General features: G+C 60.8%; 22 protein-coding genes. 7 read left to right on the top strand and 15 right to left on the bottom strand.

What is annotated here, in order from left to right:
* Positions 1 to 55: 55 nt before the first annotated feature.
* Entirely contained in the window at positions 56 to 1,345 is a 1,290-nt protein-coding gene (locus tag J3P86_RS11665) for a CitMHS family transporter (RefSeq protein ID WP_434700334.1), read from the bottom strand.
* A gap of 257 nt (positions 1,346 to 1,602) precedes the next feature.
* Between J3P86_RS11665 and J3P86_RS11660 the strand changes: the two genes are divergently transcribed.
* Entirely contained in the window at positions 1,603 to 2,808 is a 1,206-nt protein-coding gene (locus J3P86_RS11660) for a citrate synthase (RefSeq protein WP_434700332.1), read from the top strand.
* Positions 2,809 to 3,480: 672 nt separating this feature from the next.
* Here J3P86_RS11660 and J3P86_RS11655 read toward each other — a convergent pair.
* The 3 genes from J3P86_RS11655 to J3P86_RS11645 form a co-directional block, all read right to left on the bottom strand.
* Positions 3,481 to 4,890 (bottom strand): MmgE/PrpD family protein, encoded by a 1,410-nt coding sequence (locus J3P86_RS11655; RefSeq protein WP_434700331.1) that lies wholly within the window; start codon positions 4,888 to 4,890, stop codon positions 3,481 to 3,483.
* Positions 4,891 to 4,959: 69 nt separating this feature from the next.
* Positions 4,960 to 5,268 (bottom strand): DUF4387 domain-containing protein, encoded by a 309-nt coding sequence (locus J3P86_RS11650; protein WP_434700330.1) that lies wholly within the window; start codon positions 5,266 to 5,268, stop codon positions 4,960 to 4,962.
* Positions 5,265 to 6,680, bottom strand: a complete 1,416-nt coding sequence (locus J3P86_RS11645) for an acyclic terpene utilization AtuA family protein (RefSeq protein WP_434700329.1) — start codon at positions 6,678 to 6,680, stop codon at positions 5,265 to 5,267. The genes J3P86_RS11650 and J3P86_RS11645 overlap by 4 nt, the downstream gene beginning before the upstream one ends.
* Positions 6,681 to 6,878: 198 nt before the next feature.
* On the opposite strand from J3P86_RS11645, the gene J3P86_RS11640 reads away from it, so the two are divergent.
* Positions 6,879 to 7,811 carry a helix-turn-helix domain-containing protein gene (locus J3P86_RS11640; RefSeq protein ID WP_434700328.1) on the top strand — a complete coding sequence of 311 codons (933 nt, stop codon included), beginning with the start codon at positions 6,879 to 6,881 and terminating at the stop codon, positions 7,809 to 7,811.
* Between the two features lie 31 nt (positions 7,812 to 7,842).
* On the opposite strand, the gene J3P86_RS11635 is transcribed toward J3P86_RS11640, so the two are convergent.
* The 3 genes from J3P86_RS11635 to J3P86_RS11625 form a co-directional block, all read right to left on the bottom strand.
* The gene (locus tag J3P86_RS11635) at positions 7,843 to 8,745 is read right to left on the bottom strand and encodes a LysR substrate-binding domain-containing protein (protein WP_434700631.1); all 903 of its coding nucleotides are present in this window, start codon (positions 8,743 to 8,745) and stop codon (positions 7,843 to 7,845) included.
* Between the two features lie 102 nt (positions 8,746 to 8,847).
* Positions 8,848 to 9,720, bottom strand: a complete 873-nt coding sequence (locus tag J3P86_RS11630; RefSeq protein ID WP_434700326.1) for a nickel/cobalt efflux protein RcnA — start codon at positions 9,718 to 9,720, stop codon at positions 8,848 to 8,850.
* A gap of 8 nt (positions 9,721 to 9,728) precedes the next feature.
* The gene (locus J3P86_RS11625) at positions 9,729 to 10,022 is read right to left on the bottom strand and encodes a metal-sensing transcriptional repressor (RefSeq protein WP_434568764.1); all 294 of its coding nucleotides are present in this window, start codon (positions 10,020 to 10,022) and stop codon (positions 9,729 to 9,731) included.
* Positions 10,023 to 10,335: 313 nt separating this feature from the next.
* On the opposite strand from J3P86_RS11625, the gene J3P86_RS11620 reads away from it, so the two are divergent.
* The 3 genes from J3P86_RS11620 to map all read left to right on the top strand — a co-directional run bounded on the left by J3P86_RS11620 (position 10,336) and on the right by map (position 12,960).
* Positions 10,336 to 11,892 carry a TerC family protein gene (locus tag J3P86_RS11620; RefSeq protein ID WP_434700324.1) on the top strand — a complete coding sequence of 519 codons (1,557 nt, stop codon included), beginning with the start codon at positions 10,336 to 10,338 and terminating at the stop codon, positions 11,890 to 11,892.
* A 79-nt stretch (positions 11,893 to 11,971) separates the two neighbouring features.
* Positions 11,972 to 12,184, top strand: a complete 213-nt coding sequence (locus J3P86_RS11615; protein ID WP_434568766.1) for a ParD-like family protein — start codon at positions 11,972 to 11,974, stop codon at positions 12,182 to 12,184.
* Positions 12,181 to 12,960 carry a type I methionyl aminopeptidase gene (gene map, locus J3P86_RS11610; protein ID WP_434700323.1) on the top strand — a complete coding sequence of 260 codons (780 nt, stop codon included), beginning with the start codon at positions 12,181 to 12,183 and terminating at the stop codon, positions 12,958 to 12,960. Before J3P86_RS11615 ends, map begins: the two co-directional genes overlap by 4 nt.
* Positions 12,961 to 13,108: 148 nt before the next feature.
* Here map and J3P86_RS11605 read toward each other — a convergent pair whose 3' ends face one another.
* From J3P86_RS11605 to J3P86_RS11575, 7 genes are all read right to left on the bottom strand, one after another.
* Positions 13,109 to 14,428 carry an NTP/NDP exchange transporter gene (locus tag J3P86_RS11605; RefSeq protein ID WP_434700321.1) on the bottom strand — a complete coding sequence of 440 codons (1,320 nt, stop codon included), beginning with the start codon at positions 14,426 to 14,428 and terminating at the stop codon, positions 13,109 to 13,111.
* Between the two features lie 69 nt (positions 14,429 to 14,497).
* Positions 14,498 to 15,553 carry an SDR family oxidoreductase gene (locus J3P86_RS11600; RefSeq protein ID WP_434700320.1) on the bottom strand — a complete coding sequence of 352 codons (1,056 nt, stop codon included), beginning with the start codon at positions 15,551 to 15,553 and terminating at the stop codon, positions 14,498 to 14,500.
* 44 nt (positions 15,554 to 15,597) lie between these two features.
* Complete coding sequence (locus J3P86_RS11595) at positions 15,598 to 15,858, bottom strand: DUF2790 domain-containing protein (RefSeq protein WP_434568770.1); 261 nt, start codon at positions 15,856 to 15,858, stop codon at positions 15,598 to 15,600.
* Positions 15,859 to 16,154: 296 nt separating this feature from the next.
* Positions 16,155 to 17,528: a heavy metal sensor histidine kinase gene (locus tag J3P86_RS11590; protein WP_434624213.1), complete on the bottom strand. Its 1,374-nt coding sequence runs from the start codon at positions 17,526 to 17,528 to the stop codon at positions 16,155 to 16,157.
* Entirely contained in the window at positions 17,528 to 18,232 is a 705-nt protein-coding gene (locus tag J3P86_RS11585; protein WP_434568772.1) for a heavy metal response regulator transcription factor, read from the bottom strand. Before J3P86_RS11585 ends, J3P86_RS11590 begins: the two co-directional genes overlap by 1 nt.
* Before the next feature lie 170 nt (positions 18,233 to 18,402).
* Entirely contained in the window at positions 18,403 to 18,810 is a 408-nt protein-coding gene (locus J3P86_RS11580; protein ID WP_434624215.1) for a VOC family protein, read from the bottom strand.
* Between the two features lie 23 nt (positions 18,811 to 18,833).
* Positions 18,834 to 19,259, bottom strand: coding sequence for a YciI family protein (locus J3P86_RS11575; RefSeq protein ID WP_434700319.1), 426 nt, complete (start codon positions 19,257 to 19,259; stop codon positions 18,834 to 18,836).
* Positions 19,260 to 19,486: 227 nt separating this feature from the next.
* Here J3P86_RS11575 and J3P86_RS11570 point away from each other — a divergent pair, with 227 nt between their 5' ends.
* Positions 19,487 to 20,383: an alpha/beta fold hydrolase gene (locus J3P86_RS11570; protein ID WP_434700317.1), complete on the top strand. Its 897-nt coding sequence runs from the start codon at positions 19,487 to 19,489 to the stop codon at positions 20,381 to 20,383.
* Between the two features lie 161 nt (positions 20,384 to 20,544).
* A complete protein-coding gene (locus tag J3P86_RS11565; RefSeq protein ID WP_434700315.1) occupies positions 20,545 to 22,488 on the top strand; it encodes a sigma-54-dependent Fis family transcriptional regulator in 1,944 nt (647 codons plus the stop codon).
* 118 nt (positions 22,489 to 22,606) lie between these two features.
* Here the strand turns inward: J3P86_RS11565 and aldA are convergent, their stop codons facing one another.
* Positions 22,607 to 24,043 (bottom strand): aldehyde dehydrogenase, encoded by a 1,437-nt coding sequence (gene aldA / locus J3P86_RS11560; protein ID WP_434700314.1) that lies wholly within the window; start codon positions 24,041 to 24,043, stop codon positions 22,607 to 22,609.
* Positions 24,044 to 24,081 lie beyond the last annotated feature (38 nt).

Genomic DNA, 24,081 nt, shown 5'->3' with positions numbered 1-24,081 from the left:
ACGTGAGCAGACGCAACTCGGCGTCCTTCAAACTTCGGCGCTACGCGTTAATGAATCAGATAATCGCCCGGGTAATGACCGCGGTTACAATCAAGACAAGGCTGCTGCCGATCGCCCAGAGCAGGCAATAGCGTTGCATGTCGCCCATGTCACGCTTGATGATTCCGCTGATCAGATAAACCGCCGCCACCAAAGGGCTTAATGCGTGAACCGGTTGGCCCAGCACCGAGGCCCGCGCTATGTGCATCGGGTCAATACCGTATTCGACGCCCGCCGCGCCCAGTACCGGCAAGATGCCAAAGAAAAACGCGTCATTGGATAACAGGAAGTTGAGTGGCAAGGCGACGAGCGCGGTAATGATGCTGAAATATTGGCCATGGTCGTCGGGAATCAATTGCACAATCTTTTCGGACATCCCATCAACCATGCCGGTACCTGACAAGATCCCGGTAAACGCACCTGATGCAAATATCAGGGCGATGACCATCAGGACACTTTCAGAGTGCGCCGCGACTCTGGCCTTCTGTTCCGCCAAGCGTGGATAGTTGATCAGCAGCGCCAGGGAAAGCCCCACCATCATCAACATCGGCAAAGGTGCCAGCCCTGTCGCCATCGCATACATAAGCCCAGCGGTGAGCGCGAGGTTGACCCAGAAAAGCTTCGGCCGATGCGTCTCGGAATGCGTGGTGGGCAAGACGACATTTTCCGGCGCGGCGTCCTTGGCAGCGGCCGTCCAGCCCAAGCGACGGCGCTCTCTGCGGCCGATCCAGAACGCCACGACAAACGCATAGGCAAGGCCCGCGAACATGGCCGGCACCAACCCCAGGAACAACTCGGCCACATCCAGGTGAAGCGCACTGGCGGCGCGGGCCACCGGCCCTCCCCAGGGAATCAGGTTGACCACGGTATTGGTCAACAACAGCATCAACGCCAGAATCAGCGGGTTCATGCCCAGGCGCAAATAAAGCGGCAGGAATGCAGTCGTTACAATCAAGACCGTCGTTGCGCCATCACCATCAAAAGAAATGACCGTGGCCAGCAGTGCAGTGCCCAGCACCACGCGCAGAGGATCGTTGCCCACGTAACGCAGAATCTTTCGTACAGCGGGTTCAAAGAGCCCGGCGTCAAACATGATTGCGAAATAGAGGATTGCAAACATCAACATCAGAGCGGTGGGCGCTACTTGCTTGACGCCGTTCATCACCATCGCGCCCAGTTCCGGTCCTGCTCCACTGGCCAGGCCAAACGCGACCGGGACAAGAATGAGTGCCGTCACAGCGGAAAGTCGCTTGCTTATGATCAATGCCATAAACGTGACGACCATTGCGAAACCTAACCAAGCCATGCGTTTCACCTTTTCGTTTTTATTGTTATCGATCTTCGAAAATCAATGTGAACAACTCTTGCGCAGCCGAAATCTACATAGGGGGCGAAACGCTGTAAATCTTGATTTTTTCCGTCAACATCCCTGCTGAATAAGGCTCGTCAGAGACAGCCTGGGTAGAAAAAACCAAGTTGAAACCCGGCGCCGATACACATTGACTACAGGACGGTAAATCCAATAAACATGTATACCTCTCGATCAATCCGGTTGGACCCGTCATGCCAGAACAAGAAGGCCTTTACCTCTCGGCAGAAGAGGCGGCAGCCATACTCCGGGTCAGCCTGCCGACGCTGTACGCCTATGTCAGCCGTAAAAACATCCGCTCCATCAAGATTGCCGGCTCGCCCAAGCGGCGCTACTGGGCAGAGGACATTCAACGACTGGTGAAAGTACCGGCGCAAGACAAGCCCGTTGCCAAGCGTACGACGCCGGCGGACAGCGCGATTACGCTGATAACGGACGATGGCCTGTTTTATCGCGGCCACAATGTCGTCGAGCTGGCTGATCGTTCAACCGTCGAAGAAGTCGCCGAGTTGATCTGGCAGGTGCCTTCGGCGTTCGGCACATCGCTGCCTCGGACACCGAAGGACGCTGCCAGGCTGTTGAAGATCTATGAACACACGTCCGCCCAGGAAAAAGCCATCGCGCTGTTTCCTCTGGTGCAGCGCGAAAATCCCAAGGCCTTCGACCTTTCCCCTGACAGTTACGCCCGCACCGGCGCCGATGTCGTGCGCTGGTTTGCCGCGTTGGTCGTGGGGGCGACCGAACCGAGCAACCAGCCCTTGCATGAGTTCATCACCCAGGCCTGCGGCGCCCCGCCAGCGCATGCCGATCTGATCCGGCGACTGCTGATTCTCAGCATTGATCATGAACTGGACCACACCACTCACAGCGTCCGCGTTGCCGCCACCACCGGCGCAACCCCCTATTATGCGGTCATCGCCGCGCTCGCCGCCGCGCGAGGCCACAAGATCGCCTACGGACGAAATGAAGCCGCCAGCCGGATGATCGAGGAAATCTGTACGGCCGCGGACCCTACTCGACCGATCCTGCAGCGCTACAGCCAGGACGGACACATCGTCGGGTTCGGCCCCAATGTGCATTCGATCAACGACCCGCGAGCCAGCAACCTCATGGCCGCGTTGACCGCGGTATTTGATGGCGACAGTGAATTCATCAGGTTGCAGAAAGCCTTTTCGGTGGCCTCGGAACTCGTTGCATACCCGCCTGAATTCATTCTCCTGGTGAGTTTCATCGGCAGGAAAATGGGACTGCGCGGACAGGAAATTTCATTGGCCGGCGTCGGTCGCTCGATCGGCTGGATCGCCCATGCCAGCGAGCAATACAACCAGCACCACGAGGGCCGGCCTCGCGCTCGTTATACCGGGACGTTGCCAACGGCGACCGACATGGGGCGCCGTTGAAGTCCGCTCCGGGCGCGCCTGCGGACGAAAGATATTCCCTGCCTGTGAGGCCTCTTCGCGAGCAGGCTCGCTCCCACAGTAGACCTGCGCCATCCAGAGCATCCAAGCACGGCACATGACCTGCTCGCGATGGCGCGTTTCAGGCGATGGGGATGTTGGATGGACTGGCCTCTTCGCGAGCAGGCTCGCTCCCACCGTAGGTCTGCGCCATCCAGAACATCCATGCACGACACATGACCTGTGTGGGAGCGAGCTTGCTCGCGATGGCGGCGTTTCAGGCGATGGGGATGTTGGATGGACTGGCCTCTTCGCGAGCAGGCTCGCTCCCACCGTAGGTCTGCGCCATCCAGAACATCCATGCACGGCACATGACCTGTGTGGGAGCGAGCTTGCTCGCGATGGCGGCGTTTCAGGCGATGGGGATGTTGGATGGACTGGCATCTTCGCGAGCAGGCTCGCTCCCACCGTAGGTCTGCGCCATCCAGAACATCCATGCACGGCACATGACCTGTGTGGGAGCGAGCTTGCTCGCGATGGCGGCGTTTCAGGCGATGGGGATGTTGGATGGACTGGCCTCTTCGCGAGCAAGCCCCACCACCGTAGGTCTCGCCATCCAGAACATCCATGCACGACACATGACCTGTGTGGGAGCGAGCCTGCTCGCGAAGCTTCTCAAAGGCGCAGTGCAGCCGGTTTCTGGTCCGCAATGGGGGCGACAGCCATCGCCGCAAACAACGAATTGAACTGCGTCTGCCGCTCAAGCCCGGCGACGAACCCAAGCACCAGGTCTTGTGCCGACGCGTCGATATGCGGCATCGCCATGCGCCGGAATTTCCGCTCGAAATCCCCATCGGTCATCGGCGTTTCGACTGACCCGGGGCCGGTGATCATTTCGCTCACCACCTGCTCGCCGCAGACCAGCGTCACACTGACACGATTGGCAAGGTGCCTTGGAAACAGCGCCGTCAACGCCGGATCCTCCGTGACGCTGACCTTGTCCATCAAGGCAATCGCCGCAGGGTCGGCGATTTTTTCCGCGGAATACGAAGCGATGGTGATATCCCCGTCGAGCAATGCCCGAGCCACGTTATAGGGCAGGCTGTGGTCCGCCGTCTCGCGGGTTTTCGGCAACCATTTCTCCGCGGTGTCCGCGAGGACACGACGGTTGAATTCGGACGTTTCGATGGTAATGGCAGCGATGTCATTCACGTTGTCGATGCGCTTGCGGATATCCAGCGCGGCCCAGACGGCGGTGTGCAGCTCGCCGTTGGTGGGGAATGTCTTGGTCAGCGAGCGTCGTATCGCATAGTCGCCATTGTCGGGCGTAGCAAAACGATCAGTGTCCAGCTCGAACGGCCCTGAAACCAGCTTGAAGAACCCCATCTCGCCCTCGAAGACCGGCGACGGCCCGGTCATGCCATGGCGCGCCAGCTGGGCCGCAAAAACCGCGTTGCGCGCTGCATTGGCGGCCGAACAACCCTTCCAGTCGGACAAGGTTCCACTGCGCACCTGGCGCATTGCCAAGTGCCCGCTCAAGGCGATGTTGATGGCTTGCTCGGTCTGCGCAACGTCCAGCTTCATCAGGTTGGAAGCCGCCGCTGCCATCGCGACGTTGATGTAATTGACGTGGTCCCAGCCACGCCTGTTCAAGCTTGCCGCATCCTGCAAGCGCATCTGGATCTCATAGGCCAGGACGATGGCCGAAATCAGTTCGGCGCCGGTAGCGCTCTCGGCTTGCGCCACGGCGAGGCAGGCCGGGATGTTGTCACTCGGATGGCCCGGCTCCAAGCCCATGTAGCCATCGTTGTAGTCGAGGAAACGAACCATCAGGCCGTTGGCGAAGGCAGCAATTTCCGCTGTCGTTTGCAGGTTCGAGCCGAATATGCCGGCGGTTGTCGCGGGGTTGGCAGCCGCATAACCCAGCGCAGCCTTTACCGGGGCCGCCCCGTAGGCGCCCAGCACGCAGGCCAGGCTGTCGATGAAGCGCTGGCGCACCAGGTGGATGATTTCGTCGGGCAGGCGCTGTTTCCTGAATGCGTGGGCATAGCGTGCCAGCCGCATCGCAACGGTTGAATCCGTCATGATTACCTCGGGTAAATGGATGGGTCAGTCCTCGTCCATGAGGCGAACAGAGCAAAGCGCGAACGGGCCTCAGTCGATGGTCACATCAAGCAGCCGGACGTATTGCTGGCCGGCATGCATGTCGCGCTCGACCATTCCGCCCTGGGATGTTGGGCGGGGAAAGGAAATCTTGACCATTTCCAGGTTCGCCACCGGGATGTGCTTGACCCGCTCGGGATCAGTGCCGTAGAGCTTCGCGAATTGCGCCGGGGAAAGTGCCGCGCAATCGGAATAACGCTCGAAATTCTCCCGCCCGTTGAAAAAGATATCGAAGGTAATCCAGAACGGCCCCGCTTGCTTGGACCGGACATGCCGACATACATCACGCAACTTGGTCATTGTGCAAGCTCCTTCCTGGCCACCGAGGTAGCCGATAAATCAATCCACTCCAGACGAACCAACTCCATGGGATCGTCAAGTTCCACCACGTGATTCAACTTAAACTCGAAAATCTGCCCACGCGGTATATCAGCCGGGGTAAAGGCAAATCCATACGACGGCAGTTCCTTGCCCATGACACTCGGGTAATGGAAGAAATAGGGATTACACGCGTGGGCAATGGTATTGGCCATTTCCTGGGTTGCGGCAGTTGCCACAAACAACATACCTAGTTCCGGCGGCGGTAGTGTTCCCGCAGGCGGCGTTACACCGGTGACGCCGTTCCACCCATACATGCGCAGGGAAATATGAAACTCGCCCAGTTCCTCGGCGGGGATGGATTGGCGGGTTCTTGTATAAAGCGCTTCAAGTAACCGATCATGGAAACCGTCGATATCCTTGAGTACATCGGGGTCTTGAATGCCCACCAGCATGATCGTTTGATATAAACCGGCCGCGGCGCCTTCCAACTTCATGGTGTACGGCATTTCCTCCCAGCGCGAACCTTCGACCCGGACAGCACGGCCATTGAGATCGGTGTAACGTGCCTCGGCTACATTCAAGATGCCACCGGGCTCGACCAACCGGAACGGGTCGCTGTTTTCGTAGAGCATGTGGGCCGAAACGCTATGGGGCGTGCACCGGTTGTCCTGGCTCAACGGCTCGACTTCGAAGCCGTTCGCATCGATACTCAGCAGGATTCCCGAGCCTAGCGTGGGATTGACGGCACACTGCACGCCGCATTCGCCGGTCTTGCCAGCGTGCCACGAAGGCCCCCAAGGCGCGCCTTTCCAGATTGGATAACAGGCAATGACCGCGGTATCGGTGGAGCGGCCGGCCAATATGATATCGGCACCGGCCTCCAGCGCAGCGAGAAAGGGCTCCACCCCCAGCGCGGCGACAATATGTTCGCAAGCGTCCACCGTTGCGTCGTCCAACGCAGTATGTGGCGACAAGGGTTTTATACGCCCCTCGGCGTTCAAGTTCTTTATCGTGTCCTTGTCCTGCTCGCAATAAATGAGCGCAATCTTTGGCGCCACGCCCAACTCTTCGGCTATTTCCAAGGCGATATCACGCGTCCAGTTCAAATTAAGATCGCCTCCGGCCTGACCGGCGGTACCGACAATGATCGGCACTCCGGATTGCGCCTGGGCTTTCATTAATATCATCAAGTCACGCTTGACCGCGCCTCGGTTGTTCTTCGATTTACCCAGTGCAAGATAAGCCGCGCCACTGTCGGTTGAACCGGCATCGGTAGCGATAACTTGTGCACCGGCGGCCAATCCATAGGCTATTTCCTGTTCCCGAACGCCCGCGCCCAAAGAACCGCAGGGAACAATGACTTTTATACAATCTTGAAATACCGTTCGCATAAATCCCTCTTCTTTTTTACTTCTTCTTTGAGGCGATGATAAGGCTTGCAACGGTGTTGACAAGTGGACAGATTTTGTCCATATAACTACGCCAACGCTAACTTCGCCGCTTCGAAAAACTCGCAGCGAGTTGAGCGATATCAAAACTGTTTTCGGCGTGGACTCAGTAGGCAAAGGACTTCATTGATGGAGCAACACATGCGCCAGACCGGACCGGATGAACCGCCGCAGAACGCTCCCCAGCGCATCAGCGCCGAGTCGATGGCGCGTTTCATGCCGGGCACGCCGCAAGTCGTGCCGACGCGTGCGCAGGTCCAGGAAATGGTGGTGCAGCTGTTCAGCCACCCTACGGTAGTCGAGCCGATCCTGGTGCCCGCGGTGGTCGAGCCTCTGCTCGTCCTGGTGCTGACCGGGGGCGCCCGGATCGAGGAACGTTCGCTGGGCGGCGAATGGGAAGCCGTCGATGTTCAGGCCGGTGATTTCTACCTCACCAGCACGAACGAGCCTTACGAGATGCGCTGGCAAACGCAAGGTTGCGACACCTTTGAAGTCATGCACCTGTATCTCGGTTTGCCGTTGATCGAGCGCGCCGCGCGCGACGTGCTCGGGGAACGGGCCGGTCCTGTCACCTTTCGCGATATCTCCGGAGCCCGGGATCTGCGGGTGAGCTTCATGCTGGATCAGTTGCGCAACGAGCTGGTCGACGAACGCCAGCCCAGCCCACTGTTTGCACAGAGCCTGGCCCAGGCACTGGCGGTGCACCTGGTGCGTACCTACCTCGCGCCCCACAGCGGAGCCTCGCGCAGCAACGCGCTGCAGGCGTACAAATTGCGTCGGGTCCTCGAGACGATGAACCAGCGCCTCGCCGATGATTTCAGCCTTGCCCACCTGGCCCAGGTCGCGGAGCTGAGCGAGTATCACTTCAGCCGAATGTTCAAGCGCGCCACGGGCCTGTCGCCTTCACAGTATTTCATTCGCCTGCGCATGAGCCGGGCCCGGCAGCTGCTGCTTGAAACGGACCGCAGCGTCATCGACATCGGATTGGAGGTGGGTTACTCAAGCCCGAGCCATTTCTCCCAGGTCTTTCGCCGGGAGACAGGCGTGACGCCCAGCGATTATCGCCAGGCGTGAGGACTGTTTCAGCCACTCGCCAGCGCCCTGCTCACTCGTTGATGTAACGTTCACAGCGCGCAGACAGGAAGGCCCTGAGCACCTGGACCGACGGCGTCAGCGAGGTTCGATGGGCGCACACCAGTTGCAGCGGCGCTGGCTGGCCATACTCCGCTGGAAAAATCTCCACCAGGCGACCGCTGCGAAGATCGTCCATTACATCGAGCTTCGATTTGTAGACGATCCCCTGGCCCGCCACGGCCCAACGCCTGGCAATATCAGCGTCATCGCTGATGCGATCGCCAGCGACCTGAACCGTTTCCAGCCCATTCGCTGTCTGGAAAATCCAACGCTCGTAGGTTTGCTCACCCATCACGTAACGCAGGCAATTGTGCCCGCTCAGCTCACCCGGCGTCTTTGGCAGGCCGTGCCGCGCGATGTAGTCGGGTGAGGCACACACGGTCCTTCGGTTGGATGGGGCCAGCATCAAGGAGACGAGGCTCGAATCGGCCAACTGACCATAACGAATGCTCGCATCGAGATGCTCCCCGAACAGGTCGGCGACCTGGTCGCTGACCCGCAGCTGCAACAGTACCTTGGGATGCATCTGCTGGAACTCGTCCAGCCACGGCAGCAGCAGGTTTCGCCCGATGTCCGAGGGCACCGACAAGCGCAACGTCCCGGCCACTTCGTCACGCCCCTCGGCCAGGGCGAGCTCGCCATCCTCCAGCACCTCCAATGCCCGCTGGGCATGGGCCAGGTAGCGCTCGCCATCATCCGACAAACGCAGCCGCCGCGTAGAGCGCACGAACAGCCTCACCCCCAGGCTTGCCTCAAGTCGCTGTACCGCGACGCTGGCCAGCGCCGGAGAAATATCCAGCAAGCGCGCCGCCGCGGAAAAACTCCCGGCGTCAGTGGTCGTCACGAACACCTGTAGATCATCGACTCGAACTATCTTCTTCACGCTGCGCGATTCTTTACCTGGACAGGAGCTTTTCAGCGTAATGGGAAAAGCGCTCATTGCACAGGGCAGCCGAGGCCCAGCCGATCAAGGTTCTCATGCGCTCAAACCGATCCAGCCGTGGATACCCACATACAGGCCGACTGCAATTATCAACACGCTCGACAGATAAGGCGCGCGCCGGGCAACAGTGCCCAGCCACGGCCAGCGATTGGAGGCCTGCCGAGCGCCAAGGGCCGCGGCCGCTCCCACCGTAACCAGGGTAATTGCCAGGCCGATGCTGAAGCACAAGACAAGCATGCCGCCGAGCGCAACTTCCTTGACCTGCAGGCAGAGCAGCAGGACGGTTATCGCCGCAGGACACGGGATCAGCCCACCCGTCAGGCCAAACACAATGATCTGGCCCGTGGTGACGTCTCGATTGCTGAAACGCTTGCGGATGTCGTTGGCATGCGCCCGTTCATGAGCGTCCTGGTAACCCTCCGATGACAGCGCCAGTTCCGGATGCGCATGATCGTGATCGTGATCGTGATCGTGATCGTGATCGTGATCGTGATCGTGATCGTGATCGTGATCGTGATGAGCATGGCGATGCCCGTCACCGCTCTCAAGCTTGAACATCTGTTCGCCACGCCAGGTACGCCAGAGCATCCACAACGCGATCGCAATGATCAGCACCGCAGAGGCGAGTTGGAAGTACGGTTCCGTAGTCTCGGCGTCCAGCCCCTGGCCCAGGTACATCCCGCCAATCGCCACCAGCCACACCACGGCGGTGTGCGAAAGCGTCGCGGCCAACCCCAGCAACACCGCCTGCTTGACCGAGCCGCGAGTGGCCACGATGAACGCCGCCATCATGGTTTTCGAATGACCAGGTTCCAGCCCGTGCAAGGCGCCCAGCAAGATCGCACTGGGGAAATACAGCCAGGCGTGAGCGCCCCCCTGTTGCAGCAGTTCAGCAAAATTCGGCATGTCGAGGCCTAGAGGTACTTGGTGATTTGTTTGAAGGCTTCCAGCGGCGCGCGCTCGCCCCTGTCCAGTGCCGAAACGGTGTCTTCGAGGCAATGATCGATGTGATCCTGGATCAGTGTGCGCTTGGCCTGGCACACGGCTTTCTCAACCGCATGCAACTGCTGGGCGATGTCCACGCAATCACGACCTTCCTCGATCATGAGGATGATGCTGCGCAGGTGACCGTCCGCGCGCTTGAGGCGCTTGATGATCGCTTCATGGCTTTGGTGGACATGGGGATGATCGTGGTTGAGTTCACTCATGGACGAGGCTCGGATCGCTATGGAATGCGCCGGATCATATCCCCCCCGGGGGGATATGACAAACAAGCCCTCTCCCCCATGACGCACCGCAAGACATTGCGGCTTCGTCAGATCCTGTAATAAATCGCTTCGTATGAAATGCTGGGAACCGTTGTAGGATTTCTTCCCCAATTATTGCCAGACCCGCATGAACAGCCTCCAGGAACCTCCCAGTAGTTTTTCAGAAAACGCTGTCTCCCCCGCTCCAGCGCCGCCTGTATCGCGGTTACAGCCCTCTTCCCTCATATTGATCGCCCGAGGGAGCGAATAACCCATGGAATGGATCGTTGACCCCACGGCATGGCTCGGCCTGCTGACCCTGATCGTGCTGGAGCTGGTGCTCGGCATCGATAACCTCGTATTCATCGCCATCCTGGCGGACAAGCTCCCCCCCGCGCAGCGCGACCGTGCCCGAGTTATCGGCCTGTCCCTGGCGCTGCTGATGCGCCTGGGCCTGCTGGCGAGCATCTCCTGGATGGTGACCCTGACCAACCCGCTTTTCGAAGTGTTCGGCAAGACGTTCTCGGGCCGCGACTTGATCATGCTGTTTGGCGGCGTGTTCCTGTTGTTCAAGGCAACCATGGAGTTGCATGAGCGACTCGAGGGCCACGTGGCGCAACGTTCCGGCAACGCCGCCTATGCGCTGTTCTGGCCGATCGTTGCGCAGATCGTGGTGCTGGATGCGGTCTTTTCCCTGGATGCGGTGATCACCGCCGTGGGCATGGTTGAACATCTGTCAGTGATGATGATCGCGGTGATCTTCTCCATCGGCCTGATGATGATCGCGAGCAAGCCGTTGACGAAATTCGTCAATGGCCACCCTACCGTCATCATGCTGTGCCTGGGCTTTTTGATGATGATCGGCTTCAGCCTCACCGCCGAGGGCCTGGGTTTCCACATTCCTAAAGGTTACCTGTACGCCGCGATTGGCTTCTCGATCCTGATCGAGCTGTTCAACCAGTTGGCGCGCTCGCGGCGCAAGAAAAACCTGCAAGGTCTTCGGCCGATGCGCGAGCGTACCGCCCATGCGGTGCTGCGCCTGCTGGGCGGTCAAAAGCTGGGGGCCGATGAGGTCGGTGAAGAAATCGCCGACCTGCTGGAAGGCGAAAAAACCGAACAGGTTTTCCATCGACGCGAACGGGTGATGATCAGCGGCGTGCTGCAATTGGCGGAGCGCCCGATACGCAGTGTGATGACCCCTCGCGCGCAAATCGACCACCTCGACCTGGCGAACACGCCGGAAGACATCCGTACGACGCTGATGCACTCGTCGTATTCGCGCTTGCCGTTGATTCGCGACGGACGCGTGGATGAGCCGTTGGGTTTCGTCCACAAGAAGGAGCTGCTCAAGGAAATACTGGCGGGCAATCAACCGAATCTGGAAGCCATGGCGCGCAAAGCCATCAACCTGCTCGACAGTTTCACGATCCTCAACGCGCTGGAGCAAATGCGCAAGGAGTCGACCCACATCGCCTTCGTGGTCAACGAATTCGGTGACTTCGTCGGCCTGCTCACGATGACCGACATCCTTGAGTCCATTGCGGGCGAATTGCCCGACGCCAGTGAAATCGACGGGCCGAATATTGTTGCGCGAGAGGACGGTTTCCTCGTCAGCGGGGCCCTGAACCTCAGCCAGGTTCGCGAACACATCGGTTTCCAGGCGTACGCGACGGAGGATTACCAGACACTTGCCGGGCTGGTGATGAGCTTGCTGGATCGCTTGCCGATGATTGGCGATACCCTGAATTGGCAGGGATGGAGCATGACCGTCATGGAGGTTGAAGAGCGTCGGGTAACCAGGGTCTTGCTGCGTATCGAGGAACAGGCGTGACCTGCTAGCTGCCAAATGGTGCTGGCGCCACAGCATATGAAACGTATATCCTCGATATACGAAACATATGGAGCCACACATGGGCATTGTCAACATCGACGACGAACTTCACGACCAGCTACGCAAGGCCACCAAGGTCTCCTGCCGTTCGATCAACGCGCAGGCGGCCTTCTGGATCAAGGTCGGCATGCTGTGCGAGACCAACCCTACCCTCAGTTTCAACGAGATCATCCAGCGCGAACTCAGCGACGCCGGCGTTACGGCGCAACCGTTGGAGGCGAACTGGCAATGATCAAGCGACCCGAAGAACTGGCCCTGATGGCCGAGTCCGGCCGACTGCTCGCCTTGGTGTTCAAACGGCTGGATCAAACCAATTTGATGGGGCTGTCAACGCTGCAGATCGATGCAATGGTCGAGGATTTCATCGTCCGCGATCTCCATGCGCGCCCCGCCAGCAAGGGACAGTACGGGTACGGTTTTGTACTCAACTGCTCGATCAACGAAGTGGTTTGCCATGGTGTGCCCTCGCGCTCGCGAGTGCTTCAAGACGGCGACATCGTCAATCTGGACATCACCCTGGAAAAGAACGGCTATATCGCGGATTCGAGCAAGACGTACCTGATCGGCAACGTCGACCCAGCCGCCAGGAAGCTGGTCCAGGTCACTTATGAAGCCATGTGGAAGGGCATCCGCGCCGTCCGCCCGGGCGCTCGCCTGGGCGACATCGGCTCGGCCATCCAAGGCCATGCGACACGCAACGGTTATTCGGTGGTCCGTGAATATTGCGGCCACGGCATCGGCCGGCAAATGCACGAGGAACCCCAGGTGTTGCACTTCGGCAAAGCGGGAACGGGCCTGGTCCTGCGCGAGGGCATGGTCTTCACCATCGAACCGATGCTCAACCAGGGCACATCGGACGTCAGGACCGAAGCCGACGGCTGGACCGTGGTAACCCGGGACGGCGCGCTCTCCGCGCAGTTCGAGCATACCGTGGCCGTCACGGCGTCCGGTTTTTCGGTGCTGACGTTGCGGCCTGATGAATCGGACAAGATCACGGGCACGCTTTGAACTACTGCTTATTCATCCTGTGGGAGCGAGCCTGCTCGCGAATGCGGAGCCACAGCCGATAAAGATGCCGAATGTGCCGAACCCTTCGCGAGCAGGCTCGCTCCCACAGGGTCTTTCGAACCCGCCGGGCGAACAACTCGATGGATGCCTAGGTTTCGGCAACGCCAGCTTCCAGCTCCAGTTCATCACGGCGATGGTCAGCTTGCCGTCCCAGCCGCCATCCAAGGCCGGCCCACAGCAACGCACACCCTGCGCCGATCAACGCGACCAGGCCGGCGCCCTGCCCCAGCATATCGAGTGCCGTCTTGATCCAACCGCTGACCGCATCACCGCCGCGATAGACCACCGTGTCGATAAAGTTCTTGGCTTTGTATTTATGTTCCGCGTCCAACGGCGTGAACAGCATTTCCCGGCCCGGCCTCACGAACGCGTACTCGCCGATCCTTCGCACAATCATCAATGTCGCGAGGATCGCAAAGCCTGGCGCCAGTGCCAGACCGACGAAGCCGATGCACATGATCAGCGGGACGATCGCCAATAACGCACCGATGCCGAGCTTCGGGGCGATGCGCCCGGTGATGAACAGCTGGGACAGTAGCGCGCCCGCCTGCACAATAAAATCGATAGTGCCGAAGACCCGTACCTGGGCCTGGCGGTCCGGAAACAGCTCGGCCACCAGACGTGCCTGCTCGAAGTAGAGAAAGGTGCTGACCGTTGCCAGCAGCACGACGAAACCGGCGATCCCCAGCAGATACGGCGAACGGAACACCGCCGTCATGCCGCTGAACGGATTGCCAGTCAGGGGCCGCTGCGGGCTTTGCGTGGGTGCCGCGCCGGGACGCCCGGCCCCACCGGTTTCACGCCAACGCATCAAGGTTCGTTTCAATCCCAGCGTGGCCCCCAGCAACACGGCAGCCACGAACATCAACCCCGAGGCACCGAGGCTGTCGACCAGCAGTGCACTCAAGGCCGGCCCGAGCAGGCCGCCAGTGCTGGCGCCGGCCGCGATGAAGGCGAACAGACGCTTGGCCTGCTCGCTGTCGAATACATCGGCCATCAGGCTCCAGGCCACGGAGACGACGAACAGGTTATAGACCGAAATCCATACGTAAAAAGTACGCGCCAGCCAGACGTTGTCCGAATCGAACTGGAACAGCTCGACGAACATCAGCAAGTTCAAGACGAAGAAGCCATACACCCAATCGACGAGGCGCAGGCGCGGCACTCGCGCGCTGAGCCAGGCGAACAACGGCACGGCCACCAGCATGACGAGAAAGGTCGCGGTAAACAGCCATTGCAGATTCTCCACACCCGCGGCGATCCCCATCGACTCACGGATCGGACGCAACATGAAGTAGCCGGTGAACAGGCAGAGGAACAACAGGAACCCGCACATTGCCGGACGCAGTTCATCGTCACGGGCGTTGAGGGCCAGGCTCAGCCGATGCAAATAGGAAGGGGTACTCATGGAAACTCCTGGGAAACGGCAACAAGCCGGAGGTCGAGCGCGGGGACGAATGCCCGCGCCCAGGCTGCGTCAGCGATAGGTCACGCCGGTCAATTGCTCGGAGATGGCCCAGAGCCGTTCGGCATCCGCCTGCGAGTTCGCGGCAGGCGGCGTCTTGGCGACACCCAACGGACCGCGCCTTTCATCGTCCCCAGTCGGGCCGTAGTAAGCACCGCCCACGGCTCGCACAGCGGTAGCGGCATACAACGTGGGCAACGCGCCTTGCGCCGCCGAGTGGTACGCGTCGCGATCCTTTGCCCAGCGCTGGCCGAACTCGCTTTCGAGGCCGGGCCCGCGCGCGACCAACTCGGTGACCGCTACCCCGGGGTGCGCCGCCATGCTGCGAATACCCCAGTTTTCGGCGTCACTGCGCCGCTGCAAGGCAAACGCCCAGTGCAGGACCGCCAGTTTCGATTGCGCGTAGGCCGCGTATGGGTCGTATTTGCGCTCGAACTGCAGGTCATCGAAATTCATCGTGCCGCGCGTCGCCGCAATACTTGAAACGCTCACAACTCGGGCGTCCTGGCTCTGGCGCAAGAGCGGCACCAGCAGGCCGGTCAGCGCGAAGTGCCCCAGGTAATTGGTCGCTAGTTGCAGTTCGAAACCGTCGGCAGACGTACCGCGCTCTGGCGGCGCCATGATGGCGGCATTGTTGATCAACACGTCGAGGCGCGGCAGCTTGCTCTGGAGACGCTGGGCCAGGGCACTTACCGATGAGAGATTGGCCAGGTCCACAGCCTCGAATTGTACCTTGGCATCGGGCACGGACTCGCGGATACGGGCGATGGCCTCAGCGCCGCGCTCCGGGTTGCGGGCGGCGATAATGACGTCGGCCCCGGCACGCGCCAATGCCAGCGCATCTTCATAACCCATGCCGCTGGTGCCGCCGGTGATCAGGACAATCCGGCCTTTCTGCGACGGTATGTCGCTGGTGGACCAGTCGGGTTTGGGTGCAACGCGAGCCGATGCTTCGACGCTGATGGCGCTGAACAGCGCTACGCCCGCAGCGAGCGTCCGGGCCAGCGTGATGATCCGACCCAGGTTGGGCGAAAGTCCGATTGCGGGGATTGTTGTTCTATTCCACATGACTGGCTTCTCTGTTGGGGGCGATGAAGGGGTATGGCCGGTGTTCACTGGATGGAGCACGCATCGGCCAGCTGCAGGAAGCTGACGTGCCGGAGTTCACCCTGGGTATCGACATAGGTCATCTTGGCCCGCACCACCTCGCACACCGACGGGCTCGGTGCCTCGATGCGAATGGCCTGGGCCACGTCCAGCGGCATGCCGTATTCGTAAGCCGGGGGATTGGTTTGCTCTTTCGCATAGAGCGGCGCACCGCCTAATGCGATGACGGCCAACAGACTGGCGATCGATAGGTTCTGAATGTTCATAGTGGTCTCCACAAATGCCCTTACCGGGATAGTGGTTGCACTTTATGAGGGGGACACTGACGTCAAGGTGACTGGCGACTGACAGGAACATGTCAAACGCCGGCGCCGGGAAAAACGCGGTGGCTCAGCCAACGGGATATGGATGTGCTGGCCTCTTCGCGAGCAGGCTCGCTCCCACAAGAAATCGGTGGTTTACCTTGAATTTTGCGGCTACTGGAGATCCACTGTGGGAGCGAGCCTGCTCGCGAAAGCGCCAGTTTGGCTTACGGCGATGTTGAAGCTTCGCGAGCCAGCGACTAGCGCGCCGCCTGGCTCGTCAGGGAAAAGCCGAAGGTGTTGAGTCCGTCCTGGCTGTGGGCGAACACCCGCCCACCGTGCATCGACGCCACCGCCCGCACGATGGAGAGCCCCAGGCCATGGTGCGCGTCGCTTCGGGCCCTGGCGACGTCGGCTCGATAGAAGCGTTCGAACAAATGCTCCAGGTGCACGCTTTCGATCGGTTCGCCGGCGTTGGAAACGCTCACCCTGGCCTGCATCCCATGGTCTTCCAAGCTCACCGTGATGGTGCTCGCCGGCACCGCGTAGCGCGCCGCGTTTTGCAGCAGATTGGCCAGGGAACGGTGGAACAGACGCCGATCGATGCACACGCGCATGTCGCCCTGGATGACCACGCTCAACTGTTTGTCGTGCAGGACCGGCTCGAGGTATTCCACGGTCTTCGACGCTTCCTCGTAAAGCGAGACATCGCTCAGCTCGGTTGCCCGCTGGCCGCTTTCGGCGCCCGCCAGGAACAGCATGTCGTTGACGATGGTGCCCATCCGTTCCAGTTCTTCGAGATTGGACTGCAACAGATCCTGGAGCTCATTCACGTCCCGCCCGTGGGCCAACGCGACCTGGGTCTGCCCGATCAGGTTGGTCAGCGGCGTTCGCAGCTCATGGGCCACATTGGCATTGAACCCTTCGAGCTGGCACCAGGCGGCTTCCTGGCGCGCCAGGGCGCCATTGAATGACACCGCCAGCTCCTGCAATTCGCCAGGCAGCGCCTGCGTGTCGAGTCGCTGCTTCGAATCCCCCGGCGGCAGACTGTTGGCCTGCCGGCTCAAGCGCCGGACCGGGCCCAGGCCAAAACGCGCGATCCAATAGCCGAGCAGCGCCACCAGCACGACCCCCAGCGCAGAAGTCAGGATCAATATCCGGGTGAAGTCATCCAGAGTCTTCATGAACGGCGTCGAATCCAATCCCACGATAAAACGCAATTCCGGACGGCTGCCCATGGCCGCAATGGTCTCGACCATCAGCACCATGGGGCGGTCTCGGTCGGGCAGATCGAGGGTGGCGAAACCATCCGGGCGCTTCGACCAGTCCAGGCCGTCCGGCATCGGCCCGCCATAACTGTAGGCCGGGTCGTCGACCACCACCCAATAACGCACGCGCTCATCCGCGGGCGTCAGGCCATCGAGCTTTTGTCGCAAGCCGACCCAGAACGCCGGCGAATCGTATTTGGCGAGCACCGGATCGAGCACCGAATGGCGCAGGATCAGCTCGTTCTGCATCTGCTCGTCGAGCGACTGCTTCAACGAACAGCGCAACAGCGTCGCACTGACCGCGGTGATCAGCGTGACTGCAAGCGCGAACATCAACGCCAGTCGCTTGGCTATGGATCCCTTCATCACGCTGTACCCGCTTGCCTGTCACTGAGTTCACGGCTCTCCAGCACATAACCCATGCCGCGCACGGTATGCAGCAACTTGCGCGGATACGGCGCATCCACCTTGGCCCGCACCCGCTTGATCGCGACTTCGACCACATTGGCGTCGCTATCGAAATTCATGTCCCAGACCTGCTCGGCAATCATCAACTTGGAGAGAATCTCACCCTGGTGTCGCGCCAGCAGGCTCAACAGGCAGAACTCCTTGGCGGTCAGGTCCAGGCGCAGCCCGGCCCGGGTTACCTTGCGCGCCTGCAGATCGACCTCCAGGTCATCGATGCGCAAATGCGTCGGGTCGGCGGCGTCATCGGCACGCCGTCGGATCAATGCCTGGACCCGCGCAACAAGCTCGGCGAAGGAAAACGGTTTGCCCAGGTAGTCGTCAGCACCCTCGCGCAGCCCCCGGACCCGATCATCCACCGTGCCCCTGGCCGACAACATGATCACCGGCGTCTTCTTGTGCAGGCGCAAGCCCTGCAACACGCCGTAGCCGTCCTTGCCCGGCAGCATCACATCCAGGATCACCACGTCGTAATCCATTTCCAACGCGTAATGCAGGCCATCGATACCATTGGTCGCGACATCGACAATGTAGCCAAGCTCGCTCAAGCCACGATGGACATAGGAAGACGTTTTTTCTTCGTCCTCGACGATGAGCAACCGCATCGGATATTTCCTCCAGCAAAGGGGTGCGCTGTACAGGCGCTCATGCATGTTTCAAGCGGCCCGGGCAGACCGGTACAGCGTCCAGCAGAGTATCGGGCCGAAGGTGTCCGCAGGCTGACCGCTTCCTGACATTCCTGTCAGAATTGGCGCGGCCGTGCCGGCGGTTCGACTTATGGCCGCCCCTCGAAATTGACCATCCAGGCGACCCCGAAACGGTCTTCGAACATCGCAAAGCGCTCCGCCCAGAAAGTCTTGCCCAAGGGCATCTGCACGCTGCCGCCGGCACTCAGGCCATTGAACAGCCGCTCGGCCTCCTCCGCGCTGTCGACATTGAGAGACACCGACACGCCTTGCGGCTTGCTGAACGGTTGGCCGGGCGCGCAGTCGGAAGCCATCAGGCTGAAGCCGCCCACGGTCAGGCAGGTGTGCATGATCAGATTGGGGTCCTTGGGCATGCCGACGTCCTCGGGCGCCTCGGCAAAGGACATGGAAAAAAGCTCGCCGCCCAGCACCTCCTGGTACAACGCGAAGGCTTCCTTGCAGCGGCCGTTGAAGGTCAGGTAGGGAATGATTTTCATGTTCTGCTCTCCTGTCTGCGGTTTCACGATTGATCGGAAATCTGCGCTCGCAAACGTTCTTCCTGCTCGCGCAACTCGGTGGTAAAAGACTCGCCGAAATCCTCAGCCTCGAAGATCTGGCGAATTTCAATCTCACTGTCGCTGACCATAGGGTTGGGGCAGCGCTTGACCCAGTCGACAGCTTCCTGCAACGACTGGACCTGGAAGATCCAGAAGCCGGCGATCAATTCTCCTGTTTGGGCAAACGGGCCCTGGACGACGGTCCGGTTGTTTCCGGAAAACTGTACGCGAACACCCTTGGCACTGGGATGCAGGCCTTCACCGGCGAGCATCACCCCGGCCTTGACCAGTTCTTCATTGTAGGCGCCCATGGCGGTCAGCAGCTGCGCGCTGGGCATTTCTCCGGCTTCGGATTCGGGACTGGCTTTGATGATCACCATAAATCGCATGCTCATAGCTCCTCAGAATAGATGGATCAAGCCGTCCGTGTGGCGGCTCTGCAGACTAATCGAATGGCGATGACGCAAATCGACAGCCCGCGGCGATTTTTTTGAACCATCGCGTGTATGGCGTCCAGTTACTCACGATTCGTGAAGAAAGCTTTCACACGCCGTACCTTCGTACGACAGCGCGCTCGCCCTAGAATGGGAGCAACAACCAAAAGGAGTTTCGAGCGATGTTTGCCTCATTTGAATCGGGTCGATGCCACGTCAACGATATCACCGTCAACTACCGCAAAGGCGGCAGTGGCCAAGGTTTGCTACTGCTTCACGGGCACCCTCAGACTCACGTGATGTGGCACAAGATCGCCGAGCCGCTGGCGCAACATTTCACCGTGGTGGCGGCGGATCTTCGGGGCTACGGTGACAGCGAAAAACCGCCGAGCGACGCGCAGCACCTGGCCTACTCCAAACGGCAGATGGCGCTGGACGGGGTGGAGCTGATGCGCGAACTGGGATTCATAAAGTTCGACGTGTTGGCTCACGACAGGGGCGCACGAGTGGCCTGTCGGATGGCGTTGGATCACCCGGACGCAGTAAAACGCTTGATCGTTCTGGATATCGCTCCGACGCTGGCGATGTACGAGCAGACCAATGAAGCTTTCGCCCGCGCCTACTGGCACTGGTTCTTTCTGATTCGCCCAGCCCCTTTTCCCGAGACGCTCATTGAAGCGGATCCGCAGCTGTATCTGCGCAGCGTCATGGGTGCTCGCAGCGCGGGCATGGCGCCCTTCACCGAAGCGGCATTGGCCGAGTATCTGCGTTGCCTGAGACTACCGGGGGCAGCCCATGGTCTGTGTGAAGACTACCGAGCCAGTGCCAGTATCGATCTGGAGCACGACAAGAGCGACCTGCAAGCCGGCAGGAAACTCTCACTGCCGTTACTCGCCCTATGGGGAGCTGACGGCGTTGTGGGCCGCTGCTTCGATCCGCTTGGCGAATGGCAAAAGGTCGCCAGTGACGTCCGGGGAAAAGCCCTGCCGTCGGGGCATTACATCGCAGAGGAAGCGCCAGGGCTTCTGATTGACGAAGTGCTCGGGTTCCTGCTCCCACCGGTCCCCAGCGCCAGGTGATTTCACGCGGCGAAACTTCCTCGGCATCAATTGCGAACATTTCCAGAGGCTGAAAATTCACGCTCCAGCGTCTATGGTAGATACTTGCAACGGCGGCCATCGTCCAATAACAAGATCGCTGTGAAGGCCCTTCGCGGGCCTCACGCCTGATGGAGCAATTCATGACCCTGCATGACTCGCAGACGATCCCCGGCGAACTCGCGGCGTTCGTCAACGACCACTTTTCCGGGCGCGGCCTCAGGCCGGACGGGGTCATTGCGCAATCCTGGTACCGCAGCGTCGTGGAGCACCGGCTCGATCCTGGCGCGCCGAGCCGCAAGAATATCCTCAGCGCCGACGCCATACGGCGTCATCAGGAACAGCACCAGCAATATCTTTCCATCGCCAGCCAGGGCGTCAGCGGCCTGGCCCAGCGCGTGGTGCCAGCCGGTTTTGCCGTACTGCTGAGCGACGAGCATGGCATCACCCTGGATTCCCGGCTCCCCAGCCAGCACGACATCTACACCCGATCGGGGCTGGTAGTGGGCGCGCAGTGGGACGAGTCGGTGGTGGGCACCAACGGCATCGGTACCACCCTGGCGGCGGCGCAGCCGTTGATCATTCATCGTGAGGAGCACTTCCTGGCATCGAATTTCAGCCTGAGCTGCTCGGTGGCGCCGATCTTCGACGCCCAAGGCTTGTTACGCGGCTGCCTGAATGCGACCTGCATGAACAACGAGGGCCCTCGTGAAAGCCAGTACCTCACGCTGCAACTGGTGATCATGTACGCGCGGCTGATCGAGAACGCAGACTTTCGCCAGCGCTATCGCGACCGCTTGACCCTGTCCCTCAAACCCATCGATGAAATTGCCGACCTGGCCAACGAACAACTGCTCGCGCTCGATGAAAGTGGTCGCGTCATCGGCGCCAACCGTGCCGCGTTTGTCGCCCTGGAGCTGGCAGATCAGCCGGCACTGCTCGGCACGCTCATCGACAGCCTGCTCCCGACTACGGTGGACGAACTGCTCCGGCTCACCAATGGCGGCGCCCAGGGTGTGCGCTTGCGCCGTTGTCAGGATGAAGCATTGCTGGACGTCGGCCTGCGTATCCCTTCCGAACGGCACCGCCCGCTGCCCGTCGCCCGCCCGGCCCCTGAGGCTCACCCGGATCTGCAGCAACTCGCCGGTCTCGACGCCCGGCTGCAACAAAACGTGCGACGCGTACGCAAGGTGATCGACAAGGGCATCCCGATCCTGATTACCGGCGAGACCGGCACCGGCAAGGAGGCCTTTGCTCGTGCCATCCACCAGGCCAGCCAACGTCGCGCCGGGCCTTTCGTGGCATTGAACTGCGCGGCGATTCCGGAAACGTTGATCGAGAGCGAGCTGTTCGGCTATCGCGCCGGCAGTTTCACCGGCGCCAACCGCAAAGGCATGAAAGGCAAACTGGAGCTGGCGAACGGCGGAACCCTGTTCCTTGATGAAATCGGCGACATGCCCGCCCATTTGCAGACGCGTTTGCTGCGGGTGCTGGCGGAGCGTGAAATCTCGCCTCTGGGGGCCGAGGTGCCGGTGACCCTGGATGTCCAGGTGATTTCGGCCACACACCAGGACCTGCAGGCGATGATCGGCGACAAGCGCTTTCGTGAAGACCTGTTCTATCGCCTCGCCGGCATGAACCTGGCGCTGCCGGCCTTGCGCGAACGCAGCGATCGGGCCGAGCTGATCGACAAGTTGCTCGCCGCCCAACCTGGCGCCCGCGGGTTATGGCTGAACGCCGATGCGCGCCAATGCCTGATCGACTACCCGTGGCCCGGCAACATTCGCCAGTTGCTCAATAGCCTGCGCTACGCGGTGGCCCTGGCGGAAGACGGCGTGATCGACCTGGATTGCCTGCCCGGCGAATTACTCTCACCGCAGGCGCTGCGGTTGCCTGGCAGCGCCCAACCGTCGACCAGCAACCTGGGTGAACAACTCGGGAGCGAAGAGGCCCGTCAACTGCTCGGCACCTTGCGTCGGCTGCGCTGGAACATCAGCGCCGCCGCCACCGAACTCGGCGTTTCGCGCTCGACGCTGTACCGCAAGATGAAAAAGCACGGCGTCGTCGCGCCCAACGATCAGCCCTGATGCTACTCGAAGGCTTTCGACAGCCCCGTGGCGAGGGAGCTTGCTCCCTCGCCACGGGATCCCGGTTTCCCTTTGACAGCATCAGGCGGGGAGCCGGCATTTTTTCAAGCACAGGTGATCAGATTTGGATGTAAACCACATGAGTATGGGTGTACTCATACAAACCGTGCTTGCCATCCGCGCCGCCGATACCGGATTTGCGCGCCCCCGCATGAAAACCCTGCATCGCTTCGAAATTCTCCCGGTTGATGTAGGTTTCGCCGAAATCCAGTTCATGGCTGGCGCGCATGGCCGCGCTCAGGCTGCGGGTATAGATCGATGAGGTCAGGCCGTACTCGCTGTCGTTGGCCAGGGCGATGGCTTCGTCCAGGTCATCGACAATCTGGATCGGCAACACCGGGCCGAAAATCTCCTGGCGCATGATCGCCATGTCGCTGCCACACCCGGCCAGCACCGTCGGCTGGTAATGAAAGCCCTGGCCCTTGTCGGCCACCGCGCCGCCGGTGACCACTTCGGCCCCCTGCCCCGTGGCGGTCCGGACCATTTGTGCGACCTTGTCCAGCGCCGCCTGGTTGATCAGCGGGCCCATGTCCAGATTGTCTTCGGCCAGCGGGTCGCCGTAGCGGGTCGCGGCCATCGACGCGGCGATCTGCTCGATGAATTGATCCGCAACCTTGCGTTCGACGTACACCCGCTCGGCGCAATTGCAGACTTGCCCGCTGTTGATCACCCGCGACGCGGTGACCGCCTTGACCGCCAGCGCCAGGTCGGCGTCCGCCAGCACGATCGCCGGGGCCTTGCCGCCCAGTTCCAGGTTGAGCTTGGTGATGTTCGGCGCCGCTGCGGCCATGATTCGCGAGCCGGTGCCGACGCTGCCGGTGAAGCTGATCAGGTCGATGCCGGCATGGCGGGTCAGGTCATGCCCCACCGTTGCGCCGGTGCCGCTGACCACGTTGAACACGCCTGCCGGCAAGTCGGTTTCGGCGACCAGGCGGGCGAACTCGAAGCAGTTGATCGGGGTTTCTTCGCTGGGCTTGATCACGATGGTGTTGCCGGTCACCAGCGCAGGCGCCATCTTGCGTGCGATCAGGAAGAACGGGAAGTTCCACGGCAGGATGCCGGCCACCACACCCAGGGGTTTGCGCAACAGGAAGATGCTTTCGCCGGCGCGATCGCTGGTCAGCACCTCGCCTTCAAGGCGCCGCGCCCATTCCGCCATGTAATCCAGATAGTCGGCGGTGAAGTTGACCTCCACCCGCGCCAGCCCCAGCACCTTGCCCTGTTCGGCGGTGATGACATGGGCGAGGCGCTCGGCGTTGTCGCGCACTTTGCTGGCGATCTTGCGCAGGTAACCAGCGCGTTCGATGGCCGGGCGGGCCGCCCAGCCTTTCTGCGCCTTGCGCGCCGCGGCAACGGCCGCTTCAACCTGTTCGCCGCTGGCTTGCGGCACCCGCGCCAGCAAGCGTCCGTTGGCCGGGTTGTGCACTTCGATGCTCGGTTCGCTGGGGACAAAGGCGTTGGCGATGAAGTTCTGGTAATCGATGATCTCGGTCATGGGTCTGCTCTCGCGGTCAGTGTCGAAAGCGCTGCAGA

The organism is Pseudomonas sp. D1-1, from assembly GCF_051132225.1.
Classification (GTDB): Bacteria; Pseudomonadota; Gammaproteobacteria; order Pseudomonadales; family Pseudomonadaceae; genus Aquipseudomonas.
Note: the sequence above shows the minus strand (reverse complement) of the source record. Positions and strands in the feature narration are given on the sequence as shown.

Coding starts and splice junctions, on each gene's coding strand:
- J3P86_RS11665 (WP_434700334.1), bottom strand. CDS start 1,345: ATGGCTTGGTTAGGTTTCGCAATGGTCGTCACGTTTATGGCATTGATC.
- J3P86_RS11660 (WP_434700332.1), top strand. CDS start 1,603: ATGCCAGAACAAGAAGGCCTTTACCTCTCGGCAGAAGAGGCGGCAGCC.
- J3P86_RS11655 (WP_434700331.1), bottom strand. CDS start 4,890: ATGACGGATTCAACCGTTGCGATGCGGCTGGCACGCTATGCCCACGCA.
- J3P86_RS11650 (WP_434700330.1), bottom strand. CDS start 5,268: ATGACCAAGTTGCGTGATGTATGTCGGCATGTCCGGTCCAAGCAAGCG.
- J3P86_RS11645 (WP_434700329.1), bottom strand. CDS start 6,680: ATGCGAACGGTATTTCAAGATTGTATAAAAGTCATTGTTCCCTGCGGT.
- J3P86_RS11640 (WP_434700328.1), top strand. CDS start 6,879: ATGCGCCAGACCGGACCGGATGAACCGCCGCAGAACGCTCCCCAGCGC.
- J3P86_RS11630 (WP_434700326.1), bottom strand. CDS start 9,720: ATGCCGAATTTTGCTGAACTGCTGCAACAGGGGGGCGCTCACGCCTGG.
- J3P86_RS11625 (WP_434568764.1), bottom strand. CDS start 10,022: ATGAGTGAACTCAACCACGATCATCCCCATGTCCACCAAAGCCATGAA.
- J3P86_RS11620 (WP_434700324.1), top strand. CDS start 10,336: ATGGAATGGATCGTTGACCCCACGGCATGGCTCGGCCTGCTGACCCTG.
- J3P86_RS11615 (WP_434568766.1), top strand. CDS start 11,972: ATGGGCATTGTCAACATCGACGACGAACTTCACGACCAGCTACGCAAG.
- map (WP_434700323.1), top strand. CDS start 12,181: ATGATCAAGCGACCCGAAGAACTGGCCCTGATGGCCGAGTCCGGCCGA.
- J3P86_RS11605 (WP_434700321.1), bottom strand. CDS start 14,428: ATGAGTACCCCTTCCTATTTGCATCGGCTGAGCCTGGCCCTCAACGCC.
- J3P86_RS11600 (WP_434700320.1), bottom strand. CDS start 15,553: ATGTGGAATAGAACAACAATCCCCGCAATCGGACTTTCGCCCAACCTG.
- J3P86_RS11595 (WP_434568770.1), bottom strand. CDS start 15,858: ATGAACATTCAGAACCTATCGATCGCCAGTCTGTTGGCCGTCATCGCA.
- J3P86_RS11590 (WP_434624213.1), bottom strand. CDS start 17,528: ATGAAGGGATCCATAGCCAAGCGACTGGCGTTGATGTTCGCGCTTGCA.
- J3P86_RS11585 (WP_434568772.1), bottom strand. CDS start 18,232: ATGCGGTTGCTCATCGTCGAGGACGAAGAAAAAACGTCTTCCTATGTC.
- J3P86_RS11580 (WP_434624215.1), bottom strand. CDS start 18,810: ATGAAAATCATTCCCTACCTGACCTTCAACGGCCGCTGCAAGGAAGCC.
- J3P86_RS11575 (WP_434700319.1), bottom strand. CDS start 19,259: ATGCGATTTATGGTGATCATCAAAGCCAGTCCCGAATCCGAAGCCGGA.
- J3P86_RS11570 (WP_434700317.1), top strand. CDS start 19,487: ATGTTTGCCTCATTTGAATCGGGTCGATGCCACGTCAACGATATCACC.
- J3P86_RS11565 (WP_434700315.1), top strand. CDS start 20,545: ATGACCCTGCATGACTCGCAGACGATCCCCGGCGAACTCGCGGCGTTC.
- aldA (WP_434700314.1), bottom strand. CDS start 24,043: ATGACCGAGATCATCGATTACCAGAACTTCATCGCCAACGCCTTTGTC.